This window comes from Paenibacillus sp. J31R34 (assembly GCF_059383715.1).
This window is the reverse complement of record NZ_JBXENU010000009.1, coordinates 289,086-307,871: the sequence shown is the minus strand read 5'-3', so window position 1 is coordinate 307,871 and position 18,786 is coordinate 289,086. Positions and strand designations below refer to the sequence as shown.

26 protein-coding genes are annotated in these 18,786 nt (G+C 49.5%); all 26 read left to right on the top strand.

From position 1 onward, the window contains the following. The first annotated feature begins 3 nt into the window (after nucleotides 1-3). The 26 genes from AC50YG_RS23995 to AC50YG_RS23870 all read left to right on the top strand — a co-directional run bounded on the left by AC50YG_RS23995 (nucleotide 4) and on the right by AC50YG_RS23870 (nucleotide 18,785). Nucleotides 4-1,494 carry a phage portal protein gene (locus AC50YG_RS23995; protein ID WP_494830332.1) on the top strand — a complete coding sequence of 497 codons (1,491 nt, stop codon included), beginning with the start codon at nucleotides 4-6 and terminating at the stop codon, nucleotides 1,492-1,494. Then, nucleotides 1,491-3,305 (top strand): minor capsid protein, encoded by a 1,815-nt coding sequence (locus AC50YG_RS23990; protein WP_494830330.1) that lies wholly within the window; start codon nucleotides 1,491-1,493, stop codon nucleotides 3,303-3,305. Before AC50YG_RS23995 ends, AC50YG_RS23990 begins: the two co-directional genes overlap by 4 nt. After that, nucleotides 3,302-3,469: a hypothetical protein gene (locus AC50YG_RS23985; protein WP_494830328.1), complete on the top strand. Its 168-nt coding sequence runs from the start codon at nucleotides 3,302-3,304 to the stop codon at nucleotides 3,467-3,469. Before AC50YG_RS23990 ends, AC50YG_RS23985 begins: the two co-directional genes overlap by 4 nt. A 313-nt stretch (nucleotides 3,470-3,782) precedes the next feature. After that, nucleotides 3,783-4,055 (top strand): hypothetical protein, encoded by a 273-nt coding sequence (locus AC50YG_RS23980; protein ID WP_494830326.1) that lies wholly within the window; start codon nucleotides 3,783-3,785, stop codon nucleotides 4,053-4,055. An 89-nt stretch (nucleotides 4,056-4,144) separates the two neighbouring features. Continuing rightward, nucleotides 4,145-4,786, top strand: a complete 642-nt coding sequence (locus tag AC50YG_RS23975; RefSeq protein ID WP_494830324.1) for a phage scaffolding protein — start codon at nucleotides 4,145-4,147, stop codon at nucleotides 4,784-4,786. 16 nt (nucleotides 4,787-4,802) lie between these two features. Beyond that, on the top strand, nucleotides 4,803-5,168 hold the full coding sequence (locus AC50YG_RS23970) for a hypothetical protein (RefSeq protein ID WP_494830322.1): 366 nt from the start codon (nucleotides 4,803-4,805) through the stop codon (nucleotides 5,166-5,168). Between the two features lie 24 nt (nucleotides 5,169-5,192). Next, nucleotides 5,193-6,245: a major capsid protein gene (locus tag AC50YG_RS23965; RefSeq protein WP_494830320.1), complete on the top strand. Its 1,053-nt coding sequence runs from the start codon at nucleotides 5,193-5,195 to the stop codon at nucleotides 6,243-6,245. 52 nt (nucleotides 6,246-6,297) lie between these two features. After that, entirely contained in the window at nucleotides 6,298-6,468 is a 171-nt protein-coding gene (locus AC50YG_RS23960; protein ID WP_494830318.1) for a hypothetical protein, read from the top strand. A gap of 114 nt (nucleotides 6,469-6,582) precedes the next feature. Beyond that, nucleotides 6,583-6,849 carry a DNA-packaging protein gene (locus AC50YG_RS23955; RefSeq protein WP_494830316.1) on the top strand — a complete coding sequence of 89 codons (267 nt, stop codon included), beginning with the start codon at nucleotides 6,583-6,585 and terminating at the stop codon, nucleotides 6,847-6,849. Between the two features lies 1 nt (nucleotide 6,850). Then, nucleotides 6,851-7,225 (top strand): DUF6093 family protein, encoded by a 375-nt coding sequence (locus AC50YG_RS23950; RefSeq protein ID WP_494830314.1) that lies wholly within the window; start codon nucleotides 6,851-6,853, stop codon nucleotides 7,223-7,225. After that, nucleotides 7,225-7,563 carry a hypothetical protein gene (locus AC50YG_RS23945; RefSeq protein ID WP_494830312.1) on the top strand — a complete coding sequence of 113 codons (339 nt, stop codon included), beginning with the start codon at nucleotides 7,225-7,227 and terminating at the stop codon, nucleotides 7,561-7,563. Before AC50YG_RS23950 ends, AC50YG_RS23945 begins: the two co-directional genes overlap by 1 nt. Continuing rightward, nucleotides 7,550-8,098, top strand: a complete 549-nt coding sequence (locus AC50YG_RS23940; RefSeq protein ID WP_494830446.1) for an HK97 gp10 family phage protein — start codon at nucleotides 7,550-7,552, stop codon at nucleotides 8,096-8,098. The genes AC50YG_RS23945 and AC50YG_RS23940 overlap by 14 nt, the downstream gene beginning before the upstream one ends. Nucleotides 8,099-8,100: 2 nt before the next feature. After that, complete coding sequence (locus AC50YG_RS23935; protein ID WP_494830310.1) at nucleotides 8,101-8,526, top strand: phage tail terminator family protein; 426 nt, start codon at nucleotides 8,101-8,103, stop codon at nucleotides 8,524-8,526. Further along, nucleotides 8,523-8,729: a hypothetical protein gene (locus tag AC50YG_RS23930; RefSeq protein ID WP_494830308.1), complete on the top strand. Its 207-nt coding sequence runs from the start codon at nucleotides 8,523-8,525 to the stop codon at nucleotides 8,727-8,729. Before AC50YG_RS23935 ends, AC50YG_RS23930 begins: the two co-directional genes overlap by 4 nt. Next, complete coding sequence (locus AC50YG_RS23925) at nucleotides 8,730-10,061, top strand: phage tail sheath family protein (protein ID WP_494830306.1); 1,332 nt, start codon at nucleotides 8,730-8,732, stop codon at nucleotides 10,059-10,061. A 1-nt stretch (nucleotide 10,062) separates the two neighbouring features. Further along, the gene (locus AC50YG_RS23920) at nucleotides 10,063-10,530 is read left to right on the top strand and encodes a phage tail tube protein (protein WP_494830304.1); all 468 of its coding nucleotides are present in this window, start codon (nucleotides 10,063-10,065) and stop codon (nucleotides 10,528-10,530) included. 26 nt (nucleotides 10,531-10,556) lie between these two features. Then, the gene (locus tag AC50YG_RS23915; protein ID WP_494830302.1) at nucleotides 10,557-10,976 is read left to right on the top strand and encodes a phage tail assembly chaperone; all 420 of its coding nucleotides are present in this window, start codon (nucleotides 10,557-10,559) and stop codon (nucleotides 10,974-10,976) included. 254 nt (nucleotides 10,977-11,230) lie between these two features. Then, complete coding sequence (locus AC50YG_RS23910) at nucleotides 11,231-11,725, top strand: hypothetical protein (protein WP_494830300.1); 495 nt, start codon at nucleotides 11,231-11,233, stop codon at nucleotides 11,723-11,725. 61 nt (nucleotides 11,726-11,786) lie between these two features. After that, nucleotides 11,787-14,546, top strand: coding sequence for a hypothetical protein (locus AC50YG_RS23905; RefSeq protein WP_494830298.1), 2,760 nt, complete (start codon nucleotides 11,787-11,789; stop codon nucleotides 14,544-14,546). After that, nucleotides 14,546-15,232 carry a LysM peptidoglycan-binding domain-containing protein gene (locus AC50YG_RS23900; protein WP_494830296.1) on the top strand — a complete coding sequence of 229 codons (687 nt, stop codon included), beginning with the start codon at nucleotides 14,546-14,548 and terminating at the stop codon, nucleotides 15,230-15,232. The genes AC50YG_RS23905 and AC50YG_RS23900 overlap by 1 nt, the downstream gene beginning before the upstream one ends. Next, nucleotides 15,229-16,194 carry an XkdQ/YqbQ family protein gene (locus AC50YG_RS23895; protein ID WP_494830294.1) on the top strand — a complete coding sequence of 322 codons (966 nt, stop codon included), beginning with the start codon at nucleotides 15,229-15,231 and terminating at the stop codon, nucleotides 16,192-16,194. The genes AC50YG_RS23900 and AC50YG_RS23895 overlap by 4 nt, the downstream gene beginning before the upstream one ends. Then, complete coding sequence (locus AC50YG_RS23890; protein WP_494830292.1) at nucleotides 16,191-16,457, top strand: DUF2577 domain-containing protein; 267 nt, start codon at nucleotides 16,191-16,193, stop codon at nucleotides 16,455-16,457. Before AC50YG_RS23895 ends, AC50YG_RS23890 begins: the two co-directional genes overlap by 4 nt. Beyond that, nucleotides 16,454-16,855, top strand: a complete 402-nt coding sequence (locus tag AC50YG_RS23885; protein ID WP_494830290.1) for a DUF2634 domain-containing protein — start codon at nucleotides 16,454-16,456, stop codon at nucleotides 16,853-16,855. Before AC50YG_RS23890 ends, AC50YG_RS23885 begins: the two co-directional genes overlap by 4 nt. Next, nucleotides 16,848-17,927 carry a baseplate J/gp47 family protein gene (locus tag AC50YG_RS23880; RefSeq protein WP_494830288.1) on the top strand — a complete coding sequence of 360 codons (1,080 nt, stop codon included), beginning with the start codon at nucleotides 16,848-16,850 and terminating at the stop codon, nucleotides 17,925-17,927. The genes AC50YG_RS23885 and AC50YG_RS23880 overlap by 8 nt, the downstream gene beginning before the upstream one ends. Continuing rightward, the gene (locus AC50YG_RS23875) at nucleotides 17,920-18,507 is read left to right on the top strand and encodes a putative phage tail protein (protein ID WP_494830284.1); all 588 of its coding nucleotides are present in this window, start codon (nucleotides 17,920-17,922) and stop codon (nucleotides 18,505-18,507) included. Before AC50YG_RS23880 ends, AC50YG_RS23875 begins: the two co-directional genes overlap by 8 nt. Then, nucleotides 18,504-18,785, top strand: a complete 282-nt coding sequence (locus AC50YG_RS23870; RefSeq protein WP_494830279.1) for a ketopantoate hydroxymethyltransferase — start codon at nucleotides 18,504-18,506, stop codon at nucleotides 18,783-18,785. Before AC50YG_RS23875 ends, AC50YG_RS23870 begins: the two co-directional genes overlap by 4 nt. Nucleotide 18,786: the final 1 nt, after the last annotated feature.

Here is an 18,786-nt window from a genome sequence, read left to right as displayed (position 1 = left end):
ATGATGACAATGTTATGGCCAAACGGCGAAGAACAAAAAGCGATAGAGAATATCATCATTCGTGGAGCCAAAACTGCAGCTTCGCTCGAGCAAATCATTCAGCTTGAAATAGGAGATTGGAACAGCTCCAGCAAGCGTGAATGGATGGTGATCGGCAACCGGTACTATCGCAACGATACTGATATTAACAAGCGTCAGCGGACAGCGATCGGCGCGAGCGGGGCAAAAGAGCCTGTAGCTAACCTTGCCAATAACCAGTTGGCCAATGCCTTCGTTCGAAAGCTTGTTGATCAGAAGGTAGGGTATCTACTAGGCAAGCCGATTACAATCCAAGCTGAGAACGATGCCTATCAGGAGCTGCTTGACGACATCTTTAATAAAGATCAACATCGGCGCTTAAAAAGCACTGGCAAAACGGCGGTGAATAACGGTATCGCCTGGTGGCATGTCTATTACGATGAGGGCGGCCAGCTATCCTTTAAACTCATGAATAGCCTGGAGATCATCCCATTATGGCGCGACGAAGCTCATACCGTGCTTGATGCGATCATCCGCGTATACGAAGTTGAGGTATACGAGGGGCTTCAACGTAAAACCGTTAAAAAGATAGAGTGGTGGAACACAACAGGTGTTCGCCGTTACACCACTGGCGGTACCGGGTTTGTTCCTGATGTTGAGGCTGGAGCGGTTGAAGCTCATTTTAACGTCAAATCGAGCGATGGCGAGGAACAGGGCCTTAACTGGGAACGGGTGCCTTTTATCTGCTGGAAATATAACGAAGAAGAGCAGCCGCTTGTCGAAATCATTAAGTCGTTGGTCGATGATTACGATAATAAAAAATCTGATAACAGCAATAACCTGGAGGACATGCCGGAAAGTATTTTTGTTGTAAAGGACTACGGCGGTCAATCTGCATCGGAGTTCCGGAAAAACATGGCCACATACCGAACAGCATTTGTTGAGGATCGTGGCGGTGTTGAAGCGTTAAACATCGAAATTAATACCGAGGCGTATAAGACTCACACGGAGCAAGCCCGCAAAGACATTTACGAATTCGGGCGCGGTGTGGACACTCAGGGCGTAGATATTGGTAGTGCTCCTTCTGGTATAGCGCTGCGCTTCCTTTATTCGGATCTCGACTTGGATGCCAGTATGTTGGAAACAGAGTTTCAAGCTTCACTGGAGCAGCTGCTTTGGTTCATCGTCCAACACCTTCATAATACGACAGGGGTCGATTATAGCGATGAGAAGGTGGAATGTATCTTTAACCGCGACATGCCAGTTGACGAGGCTGCCATTATTACAGGCATTAAGGACAGCGTTGGAATCCTCTCTGACGAGACGCTTGTCGCGCAGCATCCATATGTGACTGACGTGAAGGCGGAGCTGGACCGCAAGGAGGCCGAAAGGGCTAAAATGCAAGAGAGTGCGGAGATTACTGCCGCTGGCGGCCTGCCTGCTGCGACGCCAATTGAGCCGGGCGGTACCGCATGAGGTCGGCTGATTATTGGTCCCGCCGTATGGACCAACTAAATGAATCAATGCTGAATAAAGGCGATGATTACATTAAGCAGCAGAATGCCGAGTACGACAAGGCCACGGCCCGCATTAAGAAAGAAACGGAAGCCTGGTATGGTCGGCTTGCTAAAAACAACGGCGTCAGCATGGCAGAGGCGCGGAAACTGCTCACCAATAACGAGTTGAAAGAATTCCGCTGGTCGGTTGATGAGTACATCAAGGCTGGCCGAGAAAACGCTGTTGATCAGCGTTGGCTTAAGCAGTTGGAGAACGCCAGTGCGAAGGCGCACATTACCCGGCTTGAGGAATTACAGACCAAGTTGCAGCAGGAAGTAGAGGTACTGGCTGGGAAGCGGCAAAAGGGATCTGCTGACACGCTAGGCGGCATTTACAAGGATGGCTATTACAAAGGCATCTATGAGGTGCAGCGGGGAATAGGTAAGGGCGTGCCGTTTGCAGGTTTGGATTCCCGGCAGATTGATAAGGTGTTGTCGAAGCCCTGGGCGCCAGACGGAAGTAACTTTTCGGCTCGTATCTGGAAGGACAGGGATAAGCTAGTCGCGGAGCTGCAGACGATCATGACGCAGGACCTGATACGAGGTGAGCCCTCGGACAAGCTTATTAATGATTTCGCGCAACGGATGGGCGTCAGCAAGCGAGCTGCCGAAACGCTGATCCGGACAGAGGCTGCTTACTTCTCGGGGCAATCCCGTCTGGACGGATACCAGCAGTCGGGTGTCAAGCGGTACCAGTTTGTTGCAACGCTCGATAGACGTACCTCGCAAGAGTGCCGCGGCATGGACAGCGAGATATTGCCTGTTTCAGAGGCGCAGGCTGGGCGCAACTATCCCCCGCTGCATGTACGCTGCCGTTCAACAACCATTCCTTATTATGAGGATGGTGACGAAGGAGAGCGTGCAGCTCGCGGCGGAGCGGACGGCAAAACCTATTCAGTACCTGGCAACATGAGTTACGACGACTGGGCAGCCAAGCATGCACCGAAGGATGCGACGGAGCCGCCGAATAATGGCGATCCGCAGCCGAAAGAACCGCCTGTAGTCATTCCAGCAGTTCCGCAGTCATTGCCTCAAGCCTTTGTGCCGGCTAAGACAGTGCGAGCAGCTGAGAAGGCAGCCGTTGATGATTACGGATTTGACAGCGCTGATTATAGCGGCTTGGACTTGGAGAGCGTCAATTCTGTCAATAGGGCCATGCATAAAGCAATGACTGAATTCCCTGCTATTAAGGGGTTTGCAAAGCAGATCAAGGCTGTAGACACAGAGGATTTTGTCGCACAAGCCAGCTTGGCTTATACCGACGGTAAGGTTTCCGCCAGCCTGCAGGTGTCATCACGCTACTATAAGTCTTCCGAGATTGATGATATAATCAGGGAGTCGGTGAAAGTGAAGCATTGGCCTGTCGGCTCGACACGGGAGTCGCTGTTTGTTCATGAGTTCGGGCACCTGCTTGAATACTCGCATGCCATGAAGGTTATGGGGGCGTGGACTGGAGCGGCGTTATCGGTCGATGATGCACAGGTGATATGGTCCCGGGTTCAAAAAGGCGTTCTTTCACAGGCTATTATGCTGGAAGCTTTGGGCAACCTCGGCATCGCAAACCTGCCGAAAAACATCATGAATGAATTAAGTGGATACGCCAATAAGAACAGCAAGGAGTTTCTGGCTGAAGCATTTGCAGAGGTTATAGGGACTGAGAAGCCCCGCCGCCTGTCGGTGGAGGTAATTAATATATTGCGAAGAAAATTAAAGGAGGCCGGTCTCTTATGATGCCGTTTATCCCGCCGAAGCTGGCGCCCTGGATTGAGTTCGGAAACAACACGGTCATATTGAAGCCGGATGCTCCGGAAGATGTGAAGCCACTACATGAGAAGCTGCTGCAGCAAATGCAGAAGGCTGATCGGGAAGCATTGAACGAATTACCTATAATCTGATTAAGACACTCATGCTGCGGCGAGGGTGTCTTTTTATTTTGCCGGGAGGCTTGAACATGATTAGAAAAATTGGTCGCCATGATGTGCCCGCTCTCCGGAAGATGCATAACAAACGGGGGATGGTACTGTACGACTTTGAAATGCTGAGTGGTCGTTACTGCTATGCTCCATGGTGGATGTACCCATTGATGAGGCTCTGGCTCAAGTTATTATATTTTCGAGGAGAGGTGTTTTATTATCTCAATAAGATTGGTGTAATGCGGACTCCCTTTGGGTGCAAGCCCCGACTATCAGATATTTGGAGGATGGATTAATGTCGAAGCGCTATAAGAAAAGCGTGTATGTCGATGCCATCGAGTTTACCAACGAGCCAGATAACCCGCAGGCCATTAAGGATTTCACCGGCTTGCTAATCCAGGTAGAGTACAATTCGGACGGCGCGCAGCTCCGGGTGATCCGTGACGCATACAGCGTAATCATTGCCCGCAAGGGGGAGTTTATTGTCAAAGACGCTGCCGGCCAACTGCAGCTGATGAAAAAAGGTGAATTGGAAAGCGAATATGAGCTAGTAGAGGCTGCTGAATAGCGGCCTTTTTTGTTGTCCTGTCATATGACGCAATAAACTGGGCAAATCGACCGGACACACCGGGATAACAAGTGAAGGGATTGATATACATGGATTGGTTGAAAGAGTTGCTTAAAGCGCAGGGGCTAACGGATGCGCAAATCACGGCGATTACTGGCGGCGTGGAAACGAATTATAAGGCTTGGGTGCCAGAGCATCGCTTCAAGGAAGTTAACGAAGCTAAGAAGAAAGCTGAGGACGACCTGAAGGAGCGCGACAAGCAACTGGAAGAATTGAAAAAGGCTGGCGGCGATGCTGCGGAGCTGGCGAAGAAAATTGAAACGCTGCAGGCCGAGAACAAAACGAACAAAGAGCAGTATGAGGCTGACGCAAAGCAATTACGTGTCAGCACCGCTATTAAGTTGGCGCTTGCTGGTAAGGTGCATGATCTGGATATTGTAGCCGGTCAGCTCGACAGCAGTAAAATCGAGCTTGACGAAGCTGGCAACGTGAAGGGCGGTCTGGACGACCAAATCACAACGCTTCAAAAGGACAAAGGATTCTTGTTTGTTCCGGAAGACAAGGGCGGTAATGGAAGCTTTCAATTCAAAGGCGCTAAGCCGAATGAAGGCGGCGGAGCTGGTGGATCGGGTGGCGGCAAGGACGAAGCTGCAGAATTAGGCAAACGTGTAGCTGAGTTTGCAAAAACGAATGCTGCGGCTGCAGAAGGGCAAAAACTTTATTTTGGATAATGGAGGCGATTAGGAAATGAAGTTCACTTCACAAACCTATGGGAACACAAAAGAAATTCTCAAAACTCCGGATCATTACGTTGATATTCCGGTAACGGTGGATGACACCGGCATAACTGCGGTGGATGGTAAGAAGATTGTTCCTGCTGGGACGATCATTGGTAACGGCATGCTGGCCGATCCGACAAAGCTTGCGAAAAAAGCTGTGACTACAACAGGAGTGAGCAATGCTGAGGGTGTTCTGCAGTATGACGTTGATGTTACGTATGGCCCAGCTCCGGGCGCAATGATCATTCACGGCTACATCGACAAAACCAAGCTGCCCGCGCAGCCAACCGCGGACGAAATTACAGCACTTAAACAAATTACATTCATCGCCTAATAGGCGGGGAGGGGCATAATTCGAATGAAAACTATTTTTGATTATTTCAGTGCTAGGGCTATCGCTACCTTTATGGCAAATAACCCGAGTAATGCTGTTCCTTATTTGGGGGCTACGTTGTTCCCAGCTAAGAAAAAACTAGGGCTGGACCTTGCTTGGATTAAGGGAGCACGGGGTTTGCCTGTATCACTACAGCCATCTGCATTTGATGCAAAAGCTACTCTGCGGGACCGCATTGGATTTGACAAGGTTGAAACAGAAATGCCGTTCTTCCGTGAAGCAATGCGGTTGGGTGAAAAGGATCGCCAAGAATTGCTCAAGCTTCAGGAGAATTCTAACGATGCTTACATCATGCCGTTGGTGAGCCAAATCTATAATGATGTGGCAACGCTAGTAAGTGGCGCCGATGTTATTCCCGAACGCCAAATCATGCAGCTACTTTCTAGCGGGGAAATTAGGATTACATCCGCGGCGACGCGTCAGGATCAACGTTATGACTATCGCTTCAATCCTGACCACAAAGAGACCATTACGGACGTTTCGGAGCAATGGAGTTCCCCTACCGCCAATATTGCAGGACACTTCTCCGAGTGGCAGGACAAAATCGAGGAGGACACGGGTGTGCGTGCTAAACGTGGGCTTTGCACTCGTAAAACGTGGGGCTACATCATGCGTAACCAAGGATTCCTGAAAGATATGAATCCCGTAGGATGGCAGAATGTTATTGTGACTGACGCAATGATGAAGCAATATTTGCTGGATAAATTCGGGCTTACGATTGTTGTTTATAACAAAAAATATGCATTGCTGGATGGCAGCACGCATCAATTCTACCCTGATGATTACTTCACGTTGTTCCCAGAGGGCAACTTGGGTACGACTTGGTATGGTACAACACCGGAGGAAGCGGATTTAATGTCTGGTTCCACCGCGGCAGAGGTGCAAATCGTGAATACTGGTGTGGCGATTACAACTATTGTTGAACCGCACCCAGTTAATGTTAATACAATCGTTTCTGAAATCGTGCTCCCGTCTTTCGAGACAATGGACACTATTTTTATTGCTAAAGTAGCGTAGGAGTGGCGAAAGCCCCTCCTATTTAGTTTGAAAACAGAAAGGAGCATCCGACATGGCTGCTGGAAAAGAAAAAGAAAATGAATTGCCCGAAACGGTAGAAGTTATCTTTACGAAGAACGTCCGCGAAGCGGGAAAAGTTTATCGCAAAGGCGAGCGTGAAACGATTAATGTAAGCGATCTGCCGAGGCTGCAGGATGCGGACGTTGTCCGTTTCCCAGAGTAGCCTATGATAACGGTCATTGACGTATGGCCTATCATCAAGGCACGCATGCAGCTGGCCGATGATGCGCTGCAGCCACTTATCGAAACGTACATTTCGGAGATCGAGCATCGCATCTTGCATTACTGTGGCATTGAGAGTCTGCCGCGGGGCTTGCTCTTTACGTGGGCGTCCATGACGATCGATGCGGTCCGCGTGGATCTGCCGAATGTGGAGGAAGTCGAAGATACGGTCGGAGAAGCGGCCAACGTCAAGGTCGGGGATACTTCTGTTTCTGCCGGCAGTGCCGCGGGCGGTGTGACCAATACGGGTAAAGCGATCATCGAAGAGGTTGTGCTTAATTACAAGCATGACCTCAATCGTTATCGCAAGATGAGGTGGTAACATGACCATTAACTACCGGAAGCACCGCCGGGCCATTGAAAAGATGTATGAGGACAGCTGCACGATCAGCCGGCACATGGATGTGAAAGACCCAGTAACCAAGGAAACCGAGCAGACGCTGCAGCCCGTTTACGAGGAACATCGTTGTAAGCTGTCGCAGACGGGGCTTCCGCGCAATGGGCAGACCATGGCCGAGAATAACATTAAATATGATGCCAAACTATTCATTGCTCCGGAGCTCGAAATCCTGCAGGGCGACGTTATCGCCGTAACTCGGGCATCGACCGGGCGGGTGGAGATGTTCAGTGCCGGCAAGCCATTCCCGCCTTACTCTTCGCATCAGGAAATTATGCTGGAAGCAAAGGAGTGGGCTTGATGCAGGATTTACAGGGCAGCCCACTCCCGGTCCATGAAGAGATCGTCATTAGTATCCATACCATAGATGGCGGAACCTTTAATCAGCCGCTGCCGGTTGATGATGCAAATGGTGTGCAAGCATTTCTTAATTGGTATCGACGCCCTGGTCGCTGCAAAGTGTGGACGTGGCGAGATCCTGCATCTGCCGCACTTCATGCTTTACATCATAGACATATCGTAGCAGTCGATATTGAAGGGTATGTCGAGCCAGACGGGCGCAGCTCGCGCTGGTATGAGCGGCTGCTGGACAAGTGGCGGGCGAGGCGGTGGTTACGTGGCCGGCATGGGGACATTTGATTTTTCGGAATTTGAAAAGTTTCGCGACAACCTGGTTGCTATGGAACGGGCCATGCCTGCATTCATGCAGGATCTCGCAAACGAAGCAGGCAACCGCTTTTTAGCTAAAGTGGTCAGGAGGACGCCCGTAGGTAGCTACGATAGCGGGGGTTGGGTAAGCTTTAAAGCTAATATCCCGGAGCGGCAGGTAAGCTTCGTCACCAGCGGTGGCAAGCGCGTCAGTTTCACGGCCAAAGCAAGGACCGTGCAAGTGAGATTTAAGAGCAGCCATGGATCCAAAACGGGCGGCGCTTTACGCCGGGCATGGACAATGCAGCAAAACAGCGCTGGGGCTGGCGGGGTTTATGAGGTTGAGGTGTTTAACCCGACCTACTATTCCGCGTATGTGGAGTATGGCCACCGCACAGCAAACCATAAGGGCTGGGTCGAGGGACAATTCTTCATGACCAATTCCCACCTCGAATTGAAGCGTGAGCTGCCGCCGATACTTGAGCGCAAACTGGAGCGCTTCTTGGCTCGATACCTGGGGGATTGATCATGCAAGTAACCATAAATGATGTTCGGCATGGACTCATGCAGGCGCTTGATGCTGCGTTCCCGGACATCCCTATATCAGGCGAGGAGATCAAGCAAGAGCTTAATCCACCTCGCTTTTTTGTGCGCCTGCTTGACGTGGACCACACGCGGGAACTTGGCAGGCGGTACCGCCGCGAGCATCCATTTGTAGTGCATTATTTCGGTCCGGAGCGAGCCAATCATGAAGCTTATGACATGGCGGAGCAATTAGCGGCAGCACTTGAATGGATAACGGTCGGTGGGCGCCCAGCATTTGGGCAAGACATGGATATTCAAGTAGTGGACGGTGTGCTGCTCTTTTCGGTGAGCTTCCGCTTGATGGTTTGGAAAAAGCCAACAGTAACACCACCGATGGAAAAAATGAATTTGAGGGAGGAACTGCGATGAGCAGCAAGACAAAAAATGAAGCGCAGGAGGTTGCTGAAGCGCCACCTGTTCCTGCGTATTCCAAGGAGCAGTATTTGACCTCTAAGCGATTCAGCCCGCAGGAACGAGACATTCTGGCCGCCGTGCTGGAAGATGGTCGCACTTACACGAATGAGGAAGCAACAGTCGCCATTGAATCTTATTTAAGAAAGGACGTGAGGTAAATGGCTGGAGGTACATGGACCACGCAAAACAAGGTGCGCCCAGGCGTATATATCAATTTTAAATCACAGGCTCAGGCGCTCGGTACGTTAGGCGAGCGGGGAGTTGCTGCATTCCCGGCGCCGCTCCCGTGGGGAGATCCTGCGGGAGTTATTGTGCTGGAAGCAGCGGAGTATGTCGATAAGGCGCTTGAGCTTATCGGCTTCCGCGCAGAGGATGCGCGCATTAGGCATATCACTGCTGCTATGACTCACGCATCCAGAGTGCTGCTGTACAGGCTCGGAGGAACGGGTGCGGTCAAAGCTAAGGTGACAGTCGGCGGGCTTACAGCAACGGCAAAATGGAGCGGCACACGCGGGAATGATCTGCAGGTGGTTGTCCAGGCCAATATCGATAACGTTTCAGCGTTTGACGTTAAAACGTTGCTGGATGGAGAGGTATTGGACACTCAAACCGTTACCGCGATTGCTGACCTGGCCGCTAATAAATTTGTCGATTGGTCGGGCACCGGGGCGCTTACCGCTTCTGCTGGCGCCGCTCTTACAGGCGGAACGGACGGTACGACGAGCGGAGCTGATTTTTCGGCGGCACTTACTGCCTTTGAAGGACAAGATTTTAATGTACTAGGAGTGCCGCTGACGGATTCTACCAGCAAGCAGCTTGCTGCATCCTATATTCGCCGCCTGCGCGACGAAGAGGGGAAGAAGGTTACTGCTGTTGTAGTAAACTACCCAGCAGCCGATCACGAGGGAGTCAGCAGCCTGAGAAACAGCGTAGTGACGGCAGACGGCTTGCAAGTACCGCCTGAAATGTTGCTTTGGGAGATCGCGGCCATGTCAGCGGCAGCGGAAGTGAACGAGTCGCTGACATACAGAGCAATCCCTAACGCTGTTGATGCATTCCCGCGCTTGAGTAACACGGAAACAATCGCTGCCCTGCAAGCAGGCGAGTTGGTTATATCAGCGGCGAACGGCCAAGCAGTCATCGAGCAGGACATCAACACGTTCATTTCGCTTGCCCCGGAAAAGGGCAAGGCGTTCCGTAAGAATCGCGTTATCCGCGTATTGGATGCTATTGCAAATGACATGAAGCGTATTTTCGATACTTTCTATATCGGCAAGATCAGCAATGACGCCTCTGGACGGAACCTGCTTAAAGGGGAGTTCATTAGCTATCTGACCACACTCGGCGGCATTAACGCCATCCAAAACTTTGACAGTCAAACTGACTTGAGCGTATCAGCTGGGAGTGAGTCTGACGCTGTCCTCATTGAGTTATCTGTGCAGCCGGTTGACAGCATTGAAAAAGTGTACATGAAAGTGACGGTGAGGTAATTTGGCATTTTTCAGAGAGATGGACGCCATCAGCGGTAAGCATGCTAAAGCTTATGTGACGATAGATGGCAGAGTCGAGGAATTGTTTTACGCCAAAAGTTTAGAAGCAAAAATTGACAAAAACAAAGTGGACGTTCCTATTCTTGGCCGTACGGGTACAGCTCAACGAGCTGCAGGATGGACAGGCAGTGGCACGATGACTATCTATTATGTCACCAGTATTTTTCGCCGATTAATGCTGCAATATGTCAAGACTGGCAAGGACAATTGGTTCGATCTCCTGGTAGAAAATGAGGACCCAAGTTCAAGTGCCGGAAAGCAAACCACCCTGCTGAAGCATTGTAATTTAGACGGCATTATCATTGCTAAGTTCGACGCGACGAGCGATGACATGCTGGAAGAAGAAGTTGCGTTTACCTTTTCGGATACGGATATGCTGGATGATTTTAATACAATTACAGGCGTCTAAACGCCTAATAAACGGAGGATTATACTATGAGTTTGAGCGCATTTTTTAAGCAAAACGTTGTTTCGGATATTACTGTTGACTTTGTTGTGTCTGATCGTATGAAGGACAAGGATGGCAAACCTATCCCTTGGAAACTCAAGACGATGACCGAGGAAGATAACGAGAGGTTGCGGAAGGCGGCTACCAAACAAGTCAAGGGCAAAAACGGAGCGAAAACCAATGAAACTGACAGCGAAGCATATCTTGCAAAGCTTGTCGTGGCTAGCGTAGAGTATCCCGATCTACACAATGCGGATCTGCAGCAATCTTATAATATTATGGGAGCTGACATCCTTCTTAAAAAAATGCTCCTCCCTGGAGAATTCGCCAGCCTTGTAGGAAAAGTTCAAGAGCTCAACGGCTTTGACCGCGATCTTAACGAATTGGTCGAAGAGGTAAAAAACTAATTGAAGAGGGCGATCCGGAAGCAACCCTTGCTTACTACGCCCTCCATGAAATGAATATAATGCCTTGGGATTTCACCGAGCTTCCGCTGCTTAAGAAAGCATCATTAATAGCTTTTATTAAGGTGAGAGCGGAAGCTGAGAGTAAGCAGCGGGCGAAACTCAAAAGCAAAAAATGATAGGATTTTACAAAATAAGCTAGACCGCCCTATTCTATTTTTGGTACTATATTCCTAAAATGTGGAGGGCGGTATATTATGAGCGTGAAGAAAGTAACAAGAGGTAAAGGAGCGAAAACATTCGCTATTGTGATGGTCGCATTTGTTGCTTTATTTGCTATTATAGTGTTTTCAGTTTTTGAACCGGGTGAATTGGGTAAGGGTAACGATCAGGAGGCTAATAAACAGATTGACTCATCTGACGTTCGGTTCGTGGATGATAAATATACGAGCAAGTATGCTTTTACAGTCATAAAATACACGCCTAACAGCCGCCATTACTCTGTACAACAAGTGGAGGGCGAAGTGACTGAGGAATCCGCGAATGAAATTGTTAAGGAGTTATATTCCATTGAAGCTTACAAGGACGATGGGGGAGTTATAGGGAATGTTGTAATTTACAATTCCAAAGCGAAGGTCGTAAAGGGAGAAAGTCCGGGAATAGATGTAAATGAAAGTGCCGAGTATGTTAAATCAGAAAAGGTTATTTACGTCGGGAAGGAAGCTTCTCCATTTAAGCCGGCTTATAAATAAGGATGAAGAGGACAGTCCCAATTAGGGGCTGTTTTTTTGTTGATAATGAAGGAGGTCGACAATGCCTACGATATCGACATATCTAAAAATGATGGACCAATTTTCCTCACCGTTGCGAAAAACTATTAATCAAGTCAACACTGCTATCGTTGCAATGGAGAGATTGCGACGCCTTGTTGAAGCACCAGCAGAGTTTAAGATTAAGGTAAATGCTTCACAGGCGGTTTCGCAGGTGCAGCAGATTGCAAATGCCGTGTCCTCAGCTGCATCTGATGTAGAGATTGCTGTGACGTTATCTAGCCAAGGGATATCTCAGCAAATGACGCAAATAGAGCAACAGATTCGTTCGCACAGCCCATCGGTGATTATTAATGCCTCGGTTAATTCGGCGGAGATAGCTACACAAATGCAGCAGCTTAGGCAAACTTTGTCTGCGTCTGGTTCTGCCGCGGTCATTGAGGTCGTCATAAACGCTGCTGATGTCACGCAAAAAATTGCGAATATCCAGAGTCAGATACGAAATGGTTTAACTGCTTCCGCAGTGCAGATCACTTTGGATGGGGCGGCAGCAGTGCAGGAGGCGGCAGCGCTGAGGGGCCGCATTGACGGCGCGCTTGCACCAATAAATATTACTCCTCAGATTCATTTGGATGCTACGGCAGTCCGTAATCAATTGAGGATGCAGATAAGTGGATTAGGTGGTATTAACGCTAATGTACGCTTAGAGCCGCATATGCAGATTAATTTAGCGCAGCTGAGAGCACAACTCAATACACAGTTAAGTGGGTTATCTTCACATTCGCCAATAACTGTCCAAATTAAGCTTGATACTACCCGAGCATTATTACAAGCGACAGCGCTTAGGATGCAGATTCTATCCCGTATTGGGACGATTGTCGCAACTGTGAACTTGAGTTCAAACCTTACCACTCTGCTACAGGAACTCATACACTTGGTCAGAGATTTGACGGCTGCCGTTCGTAACATCCCACCTCCTGGCGGCGGTGGAGGTGGTGGGGGCGGTAGTGGAGGAAGAGGTGGGTTTGGTGGAATGACGGGGCAACTCGGTGCGCTTGCTGGCGGATACTTAGGCTATCAGGGCGTAAAATCGTTGGTTGGAGCCACAATAGGTGGAGCCATGGAACAAATGAAAATGCAAGATATGTTTATTGCGCGAACTGGAGATCAGCAAATTGGTCAGTATATGTTCGATAGGTATAAGAAAGAAGCTCTAACGGCTGGGCAAGATGTCAACGAATCATTACGAGGAGTTTTGTCATTTTATTCTGCAACAAAAGACCCTGATCAGCTAAGTGGACTCAACAATTTGTCTCAGAGGTTAAATGCGTTTGACTCTGCTGGAAATGGTATAGAGGGAGCGAATTTTGCCATTAAAGAAGCTTTATCGGGTGATATCGTATCATTAGCCGATCGATTTAATATGAGTAAAGCTATGATTAGAGATGCTGGTGTGCTTGATGCAGGCAAATCTGGAGATGTTGACAAGTTCATAAAATCTTTTGATAAATTGTTAGAAATGCAGAGCATGGGGCAGAAGGCGTTTGAAACAATGCTAAAAAGTCCAGCAAAGCAATTAGAAATTTTAAAAAACAACTTCAAATCAGCTTTTGCTGATGCCGGGGTTAGAGCTGTTAAAGCATTAATGCCATTAATAACATTATTGAACGATGCTTTCCATGAGGGTAAGTTTGATCCTTTCTTTAAAACGTTGCAATTCGGCCTTTCTGCGCTTGCAGCTGCTGGTAAAATCGTAATTCCATTTTTAATTGACCATGCAAAAACGCTTCAAAACATTCTTATAGCTATCGGAGTTGTAGCTGCTGCCGTCGCAGTTGTTTTCTTGATCGACTGGGCGATTGCAGCATGGCCTATCTTGTTAATCATATTGGCCCTAGTTGGAGTCTTGGAAGTGCTGAATTACCTCGGGATCTCGACACCTGAAATTATTGCGGGTATTGCCGGCTATTTCAACTTTTTGGGAGTGTATCTGCAAAATGTCTTCACATATGTAAAAAACGGTTGGACCATACTAGGTGATTTTATACACAATTTTATGATTGATCCTGTGGCAGCTGTTAAGCTTCTCTTTTTTAATTTGGGCAGCAATTTCTTAGGCTTCATGATTACTTGGGCAGAAGGTGCTGAGGAATTTGGCAGTTCTTTTGTTAAGAGTGTCGGGGGAGCAATCAATAAGGTATTGGGCTTCGTGGGAACTTTGGCTAACAAATTAGCCGAGCTTCCAGGATTGGAAGGACTTAAAGGATTTTCAACGATTACGGTAGATACGGATTCGCCTAACGGAGTATCGAACTTTTTAAAAAGACTCAAAGACGGGTATGACGGAGCAGCAGCCAAGATAGTAGCGGATAATCCAGCATTGCAGCAGACACCGCTGGACCAGTACAAAAACGGCTCTGAATACTACGATGCGTTTATGGAGGGTTACAACGCGGTCATGGCTGCATTTGGAGACGCGGAAAATCTTGTTGGGGATGCTAAAGCTATTTACGACAAGATTAAGGGGCAGCTTGGGGACGGTAACGGGGCAAACAATATTGATAAGGTTGGGAAGGTTGGGAAGATTGAGGACTCCGTCGATATCACCAGCGAGGATCTCAAGACGATGCGCGAGCTGGCTGAGATGAAGAACATTCAGAATTTCGTATCCCTTACCCCGACCATCCAAGTCACAGGTGACAATCATTTTAGCCAGGATGTCGATATGAGTGGGTTTATTACAAGGTTAGCCGGCCAGCTTGAAAATGAGGTCGCTTCTTCTGCGAAGGGGGTATATGCATAATGGCATATGGACTTTGGCTCAGTTGGAACAACAAAGCGGATGAATTCCAATTGCCGATTAACCCCAGCAGCATAGAGGTGGGTGAGGGGAGCAATACCGTTACCTATGACCTTGAGAAGCTTGGGGAGATTTCGGTCATTAAGAGCCCTAAGCTTACCTCATATAGCTTTGACGGATTGTTCCCGGCTCGAAACTACCCATTTTCAGCAGCTCCGGTTTTGGCTCCGATGACACGCCGCGGCTTGAAATTCAATCCTTACGTATACTACTTGGAAAAGTGGCGGCGCTCGCGGCGGCCGATCCGCTTTGTCTTGGTGACTGATAGGTATGAGATCAACACAGCCTGCAGCATCGAATCATTTACGTGGCAAGAATCAGGTGGGAGCGGCGGCGATTTAGAATACAGCTTAACGCTCAAACGGTATTTCTTTTATGCTGCTACAAAGGTGGACGTTAACCAAGCTGCAGACGGTGGGGAAACCACTGTCACGAAGAAAGAGCCGGAGCGGGCAAACGAAAAGGTACAGCCTAAAACGTATACCGTTGTCAGCGGCGATACCTTATGGATTATCGCCAAGAAGCAGATGGGAGACGGGAATCGCTGGAAGGAGATACAGAAGCTTAATAATATCTCCGACGCTGACCTCAAGAAGCTGCAGGTTGGGAAGGTGTTGAAGCTACCATGATTGAGCTGATACTAGATAATAAGGACGGCCAGCTTTGGGATATCGGCAACATAGCAACGGATATCACGTGGCAGACTACCCGGATCGGGAAGGCGGGCAGCCTGCAATTCACTTTAATCAAAGGGGGGCTCTATGAGAGCACCTCTTTTTCTATTTCCTGCGGGGATATTGTCCGCTTCCGCTATGATGGCCAGAATGTTTTTTACGGATATGTTTTCTCGGTCGATGGCGGTCGTGATGAAAAAGTACGCATAACTGCATACGATCAGATCCGGTACCTCATGAGCTCAGACACCTATGTATTCACGGGTGTTACCGTTGCGGATGTTATTCAGCGGATCGCCAAGGATGCAGGGTTGAAGGTCGGCGCCATCGATGCGCCAGCATATAAGATTCCGTCCATGGTAGCGGACGGTGAAAAGCTGCTCGATATCATCGACAAGGCGCTGACGCTGACCATTATTAATGATGGAGGCAATTACGTCTTTTTCGATGATTTCGGGGCGTTATCTCTACGCCTAGTTGATAACATGATGGTGGGGTTTATGATCGGTGACGGTAGCCTAATGTATGACTACAGCTTCAAGCGGTCTATTGACCAGGATACGTACAACAAAATCAAACTTGTCAGGGATAATAAAGAGACCGGTAAGCGTGATGTGTATGTAGCCCAGGACAGCGCAAATATAGCAAGATGGGGCTTGCTCCAATACCATGAAAAAGTTAACGAAAAAATGAACGATGCGCAGATCAAGCAACTCCTCGATGCTCTAGCTGCTCTGAAAAATCGGGAAACCAAGTCGCTTACGATCAACTCATTAGGGCAGCTTGGTGTTCGGGCGGGTAGCTATTTGCCCGTTGTTATTGAAGAGTACGACATTAATCAGCCATTCCTGGTGAACGCCTGCACGCACCGATTTAACGGCGATCACACGATGACGCTGGAGCTGATGGTAGTATGAGCATGGGTAATTTACTCTTGTTAATCAAGCAGGCCGCGACCGATGCTGTTGCCGCAGGAAACCCGGTATCCATAATGTTCGGTGAGGTCATCACAGTTTCGCCGCTTAGTGTTCGCGTGGACCAGCGCTTCGTATTAAGTGAAGAGTTTTTTGTCATAACGGAAACTGCCGCATCCAAAATAACGGATGGGGCTGTTCTTGTTCTGCTGCGCCTGCAGGGCGGGCAGCAATATCTCATTTTAGATAAGGTGGCGGTCATATGATCCCACAAGGGGGTAGCCTTACAAACGTCACGGTGCGGGAAGTGCAGCAGCCGTCGCTAACGTGGGGCATTGATTTTACAACGGGCCGTATTAAAGGCAAAGTGGACGGCCTTACAGCGGTGCGCCAGGCAGTGAGTAAGGCACTGCAGACGTCCCGTTTTTGGCATGCTGTATACACCTTTAATTACGGGCATGAGCTCGACACGCTTTCTGGAAGGGCCCCAATATACGTTCAATCGGAGGCAGCCCGAATGATCAGCGAAGCGCTGCTGCAGGATGATCGAATAACGAGCGTGGACGATGTACAGGCTGTTGTCCAGGGCGATGAAATGACGGTTGCATTCACCGTGGTTACGATTTTCGGGAGTTTCAGAGAGGAGGTTTCACGCGGTGTATGAGCATATGACTTTTGAGTTCATCTTGCAGCGAATGCTTGCCCGCGTATCAGCCGAGGTAGACAAACGGGAAGGCAGCATTATTTACGACGCGTGCGCACCTGCTGCTGCGGAGCTGGCGCAGATGTATATTGAGCTGGATATTAATTATCAGCTCACCTTCGCGGACACGGCCAGCGGAGAATACTTGACCCGCAAAGCGGCTGAGTTCGGCGTTGTCCGGACGGAGGCCACGCCCGCGGAACGAAAGGGCTTGTTTTACAACCAAGCAAACGAGCTCATGGATGTGCCGCTTGGAGGCCGCTACGCTTTGAACGATATGAACTTTGTCGTTACGGAGCGAATCAGCGCCGGCACATTCAAGCTCACATGTGAAACAGCAGGCAGCGCCGGGAATGAGCAGTTCGGGGAGATACTGCCGATTGATTACGTCAGCGGGCTCGCGCGCGCCGTGCTTTCGGACGTTATTGCTCCCGGAGAAGAGGCCGAAACGGATTCAGTCCTGCGCGAACGTTTTTATGCATCGGTCAACGAGCCGGCATTCGGGGGGAACATATCTGATTACAAGCAAAAGATAAATGCGATACCAGGCGTGGGAGCTACAAAGGTATATCCGGTATGGGCTGGAGGCGGAACGGTTAAATGTAGCATCATCGCATCGGACTGGAGTTCCCCATCGCCTGCACTGGTCTCCGAGGTTCAAACGCTGATCGATCCGACAGTTAATGGCGGGCAAGGCATCGGCATGGCTCCTATCGGACATGTTGTAACGATCGTCGGCGTGACGGCGCTGACTGTAAATGTTGCAACGACACTTACGCTGGCCGCGGGTATGACGGTGGGGCAAGTGCAGGCGGACGTCGACGCAGCCATATCGGCATACCTGCTTGAGCTCCGTAAGGACTGGCCCAATCAGCAGCAACTCACTGTACGTACAGCGCAAATTGAAGCGCGAATTTTGACCGTTCCCGGTGTTGAAGACGTCGCCGGCACATTGATTAACAGCAGCGCCAGCAACCTCACACTTGGATCTGATGCGGTGCCTACGTTGGGGACGGTGACGCTGCATGTCTGATCGGATACTTGTTCAACTGCCGGAATACTACCGCGAAATTATTGATTTTGTGGAGCTGGATGCAACGGAGTCGGTGGAGCTGGATTTGCTGCAGGCTGCTGCTGATCAGCTCCTAAATGATCAGTTTGTCGATGCAGCTGGGCTGCAGGCGATTAAGCGGCGCGAGCAGATGCTTGGCATTCAAGCGGACGCTGCGACAGAATCACTGGAGTTTCGCCGCCGTCGCATCCTTAACCGGTACCAGACCAAGCCGCCGTTCACGGTCCGATACCTGCAGCAGCAGCTTGATATGCTCGTTGGTATAGGCATGACGGTGGTGACGCTTGATGCTGCTGCCTTTGTGCTGGTCGTCACGGCCAACATCGACGAGGCTGCTGTATTCAAGGAGGTGTTGCGGACCGTCGAGACGATCAAGCCGGCAAACATTGTCTACCAGCAAAACACGTCGCTGGAGCATCAGATTGAGCTCGTGGAGAGCATAAAAAAACAAACAGTGACGTGGAACTACAAACTGGACGGTTCCTGGCAACTTGGAGCCAAGCCGTTCGCGACTTTAGGAACGGAGGGGGTCATTAAATGATCGCGCCAACTCTATTGCATGATGTGGCGACCTACATCGACGGTCGGGCGGCAAAAGTGGTTATCAATGGGACATATGTCATTACTGATTTCGAGGTAAAGCAGGTGACGGCCAGCACGCTGGCGCTTAACTATCTTGTCCCAGCGTCCGCTGTCTCTCTTATTACCTCTATTGAACTGAGAGATGCAGCAGACGTAGCGATTTCTTCAAACGCGGTTAATGTGCCGATCTTGGCCGACCATTTGATGCTGCAGACAATTACAGTTAAGGAGGGTTAAC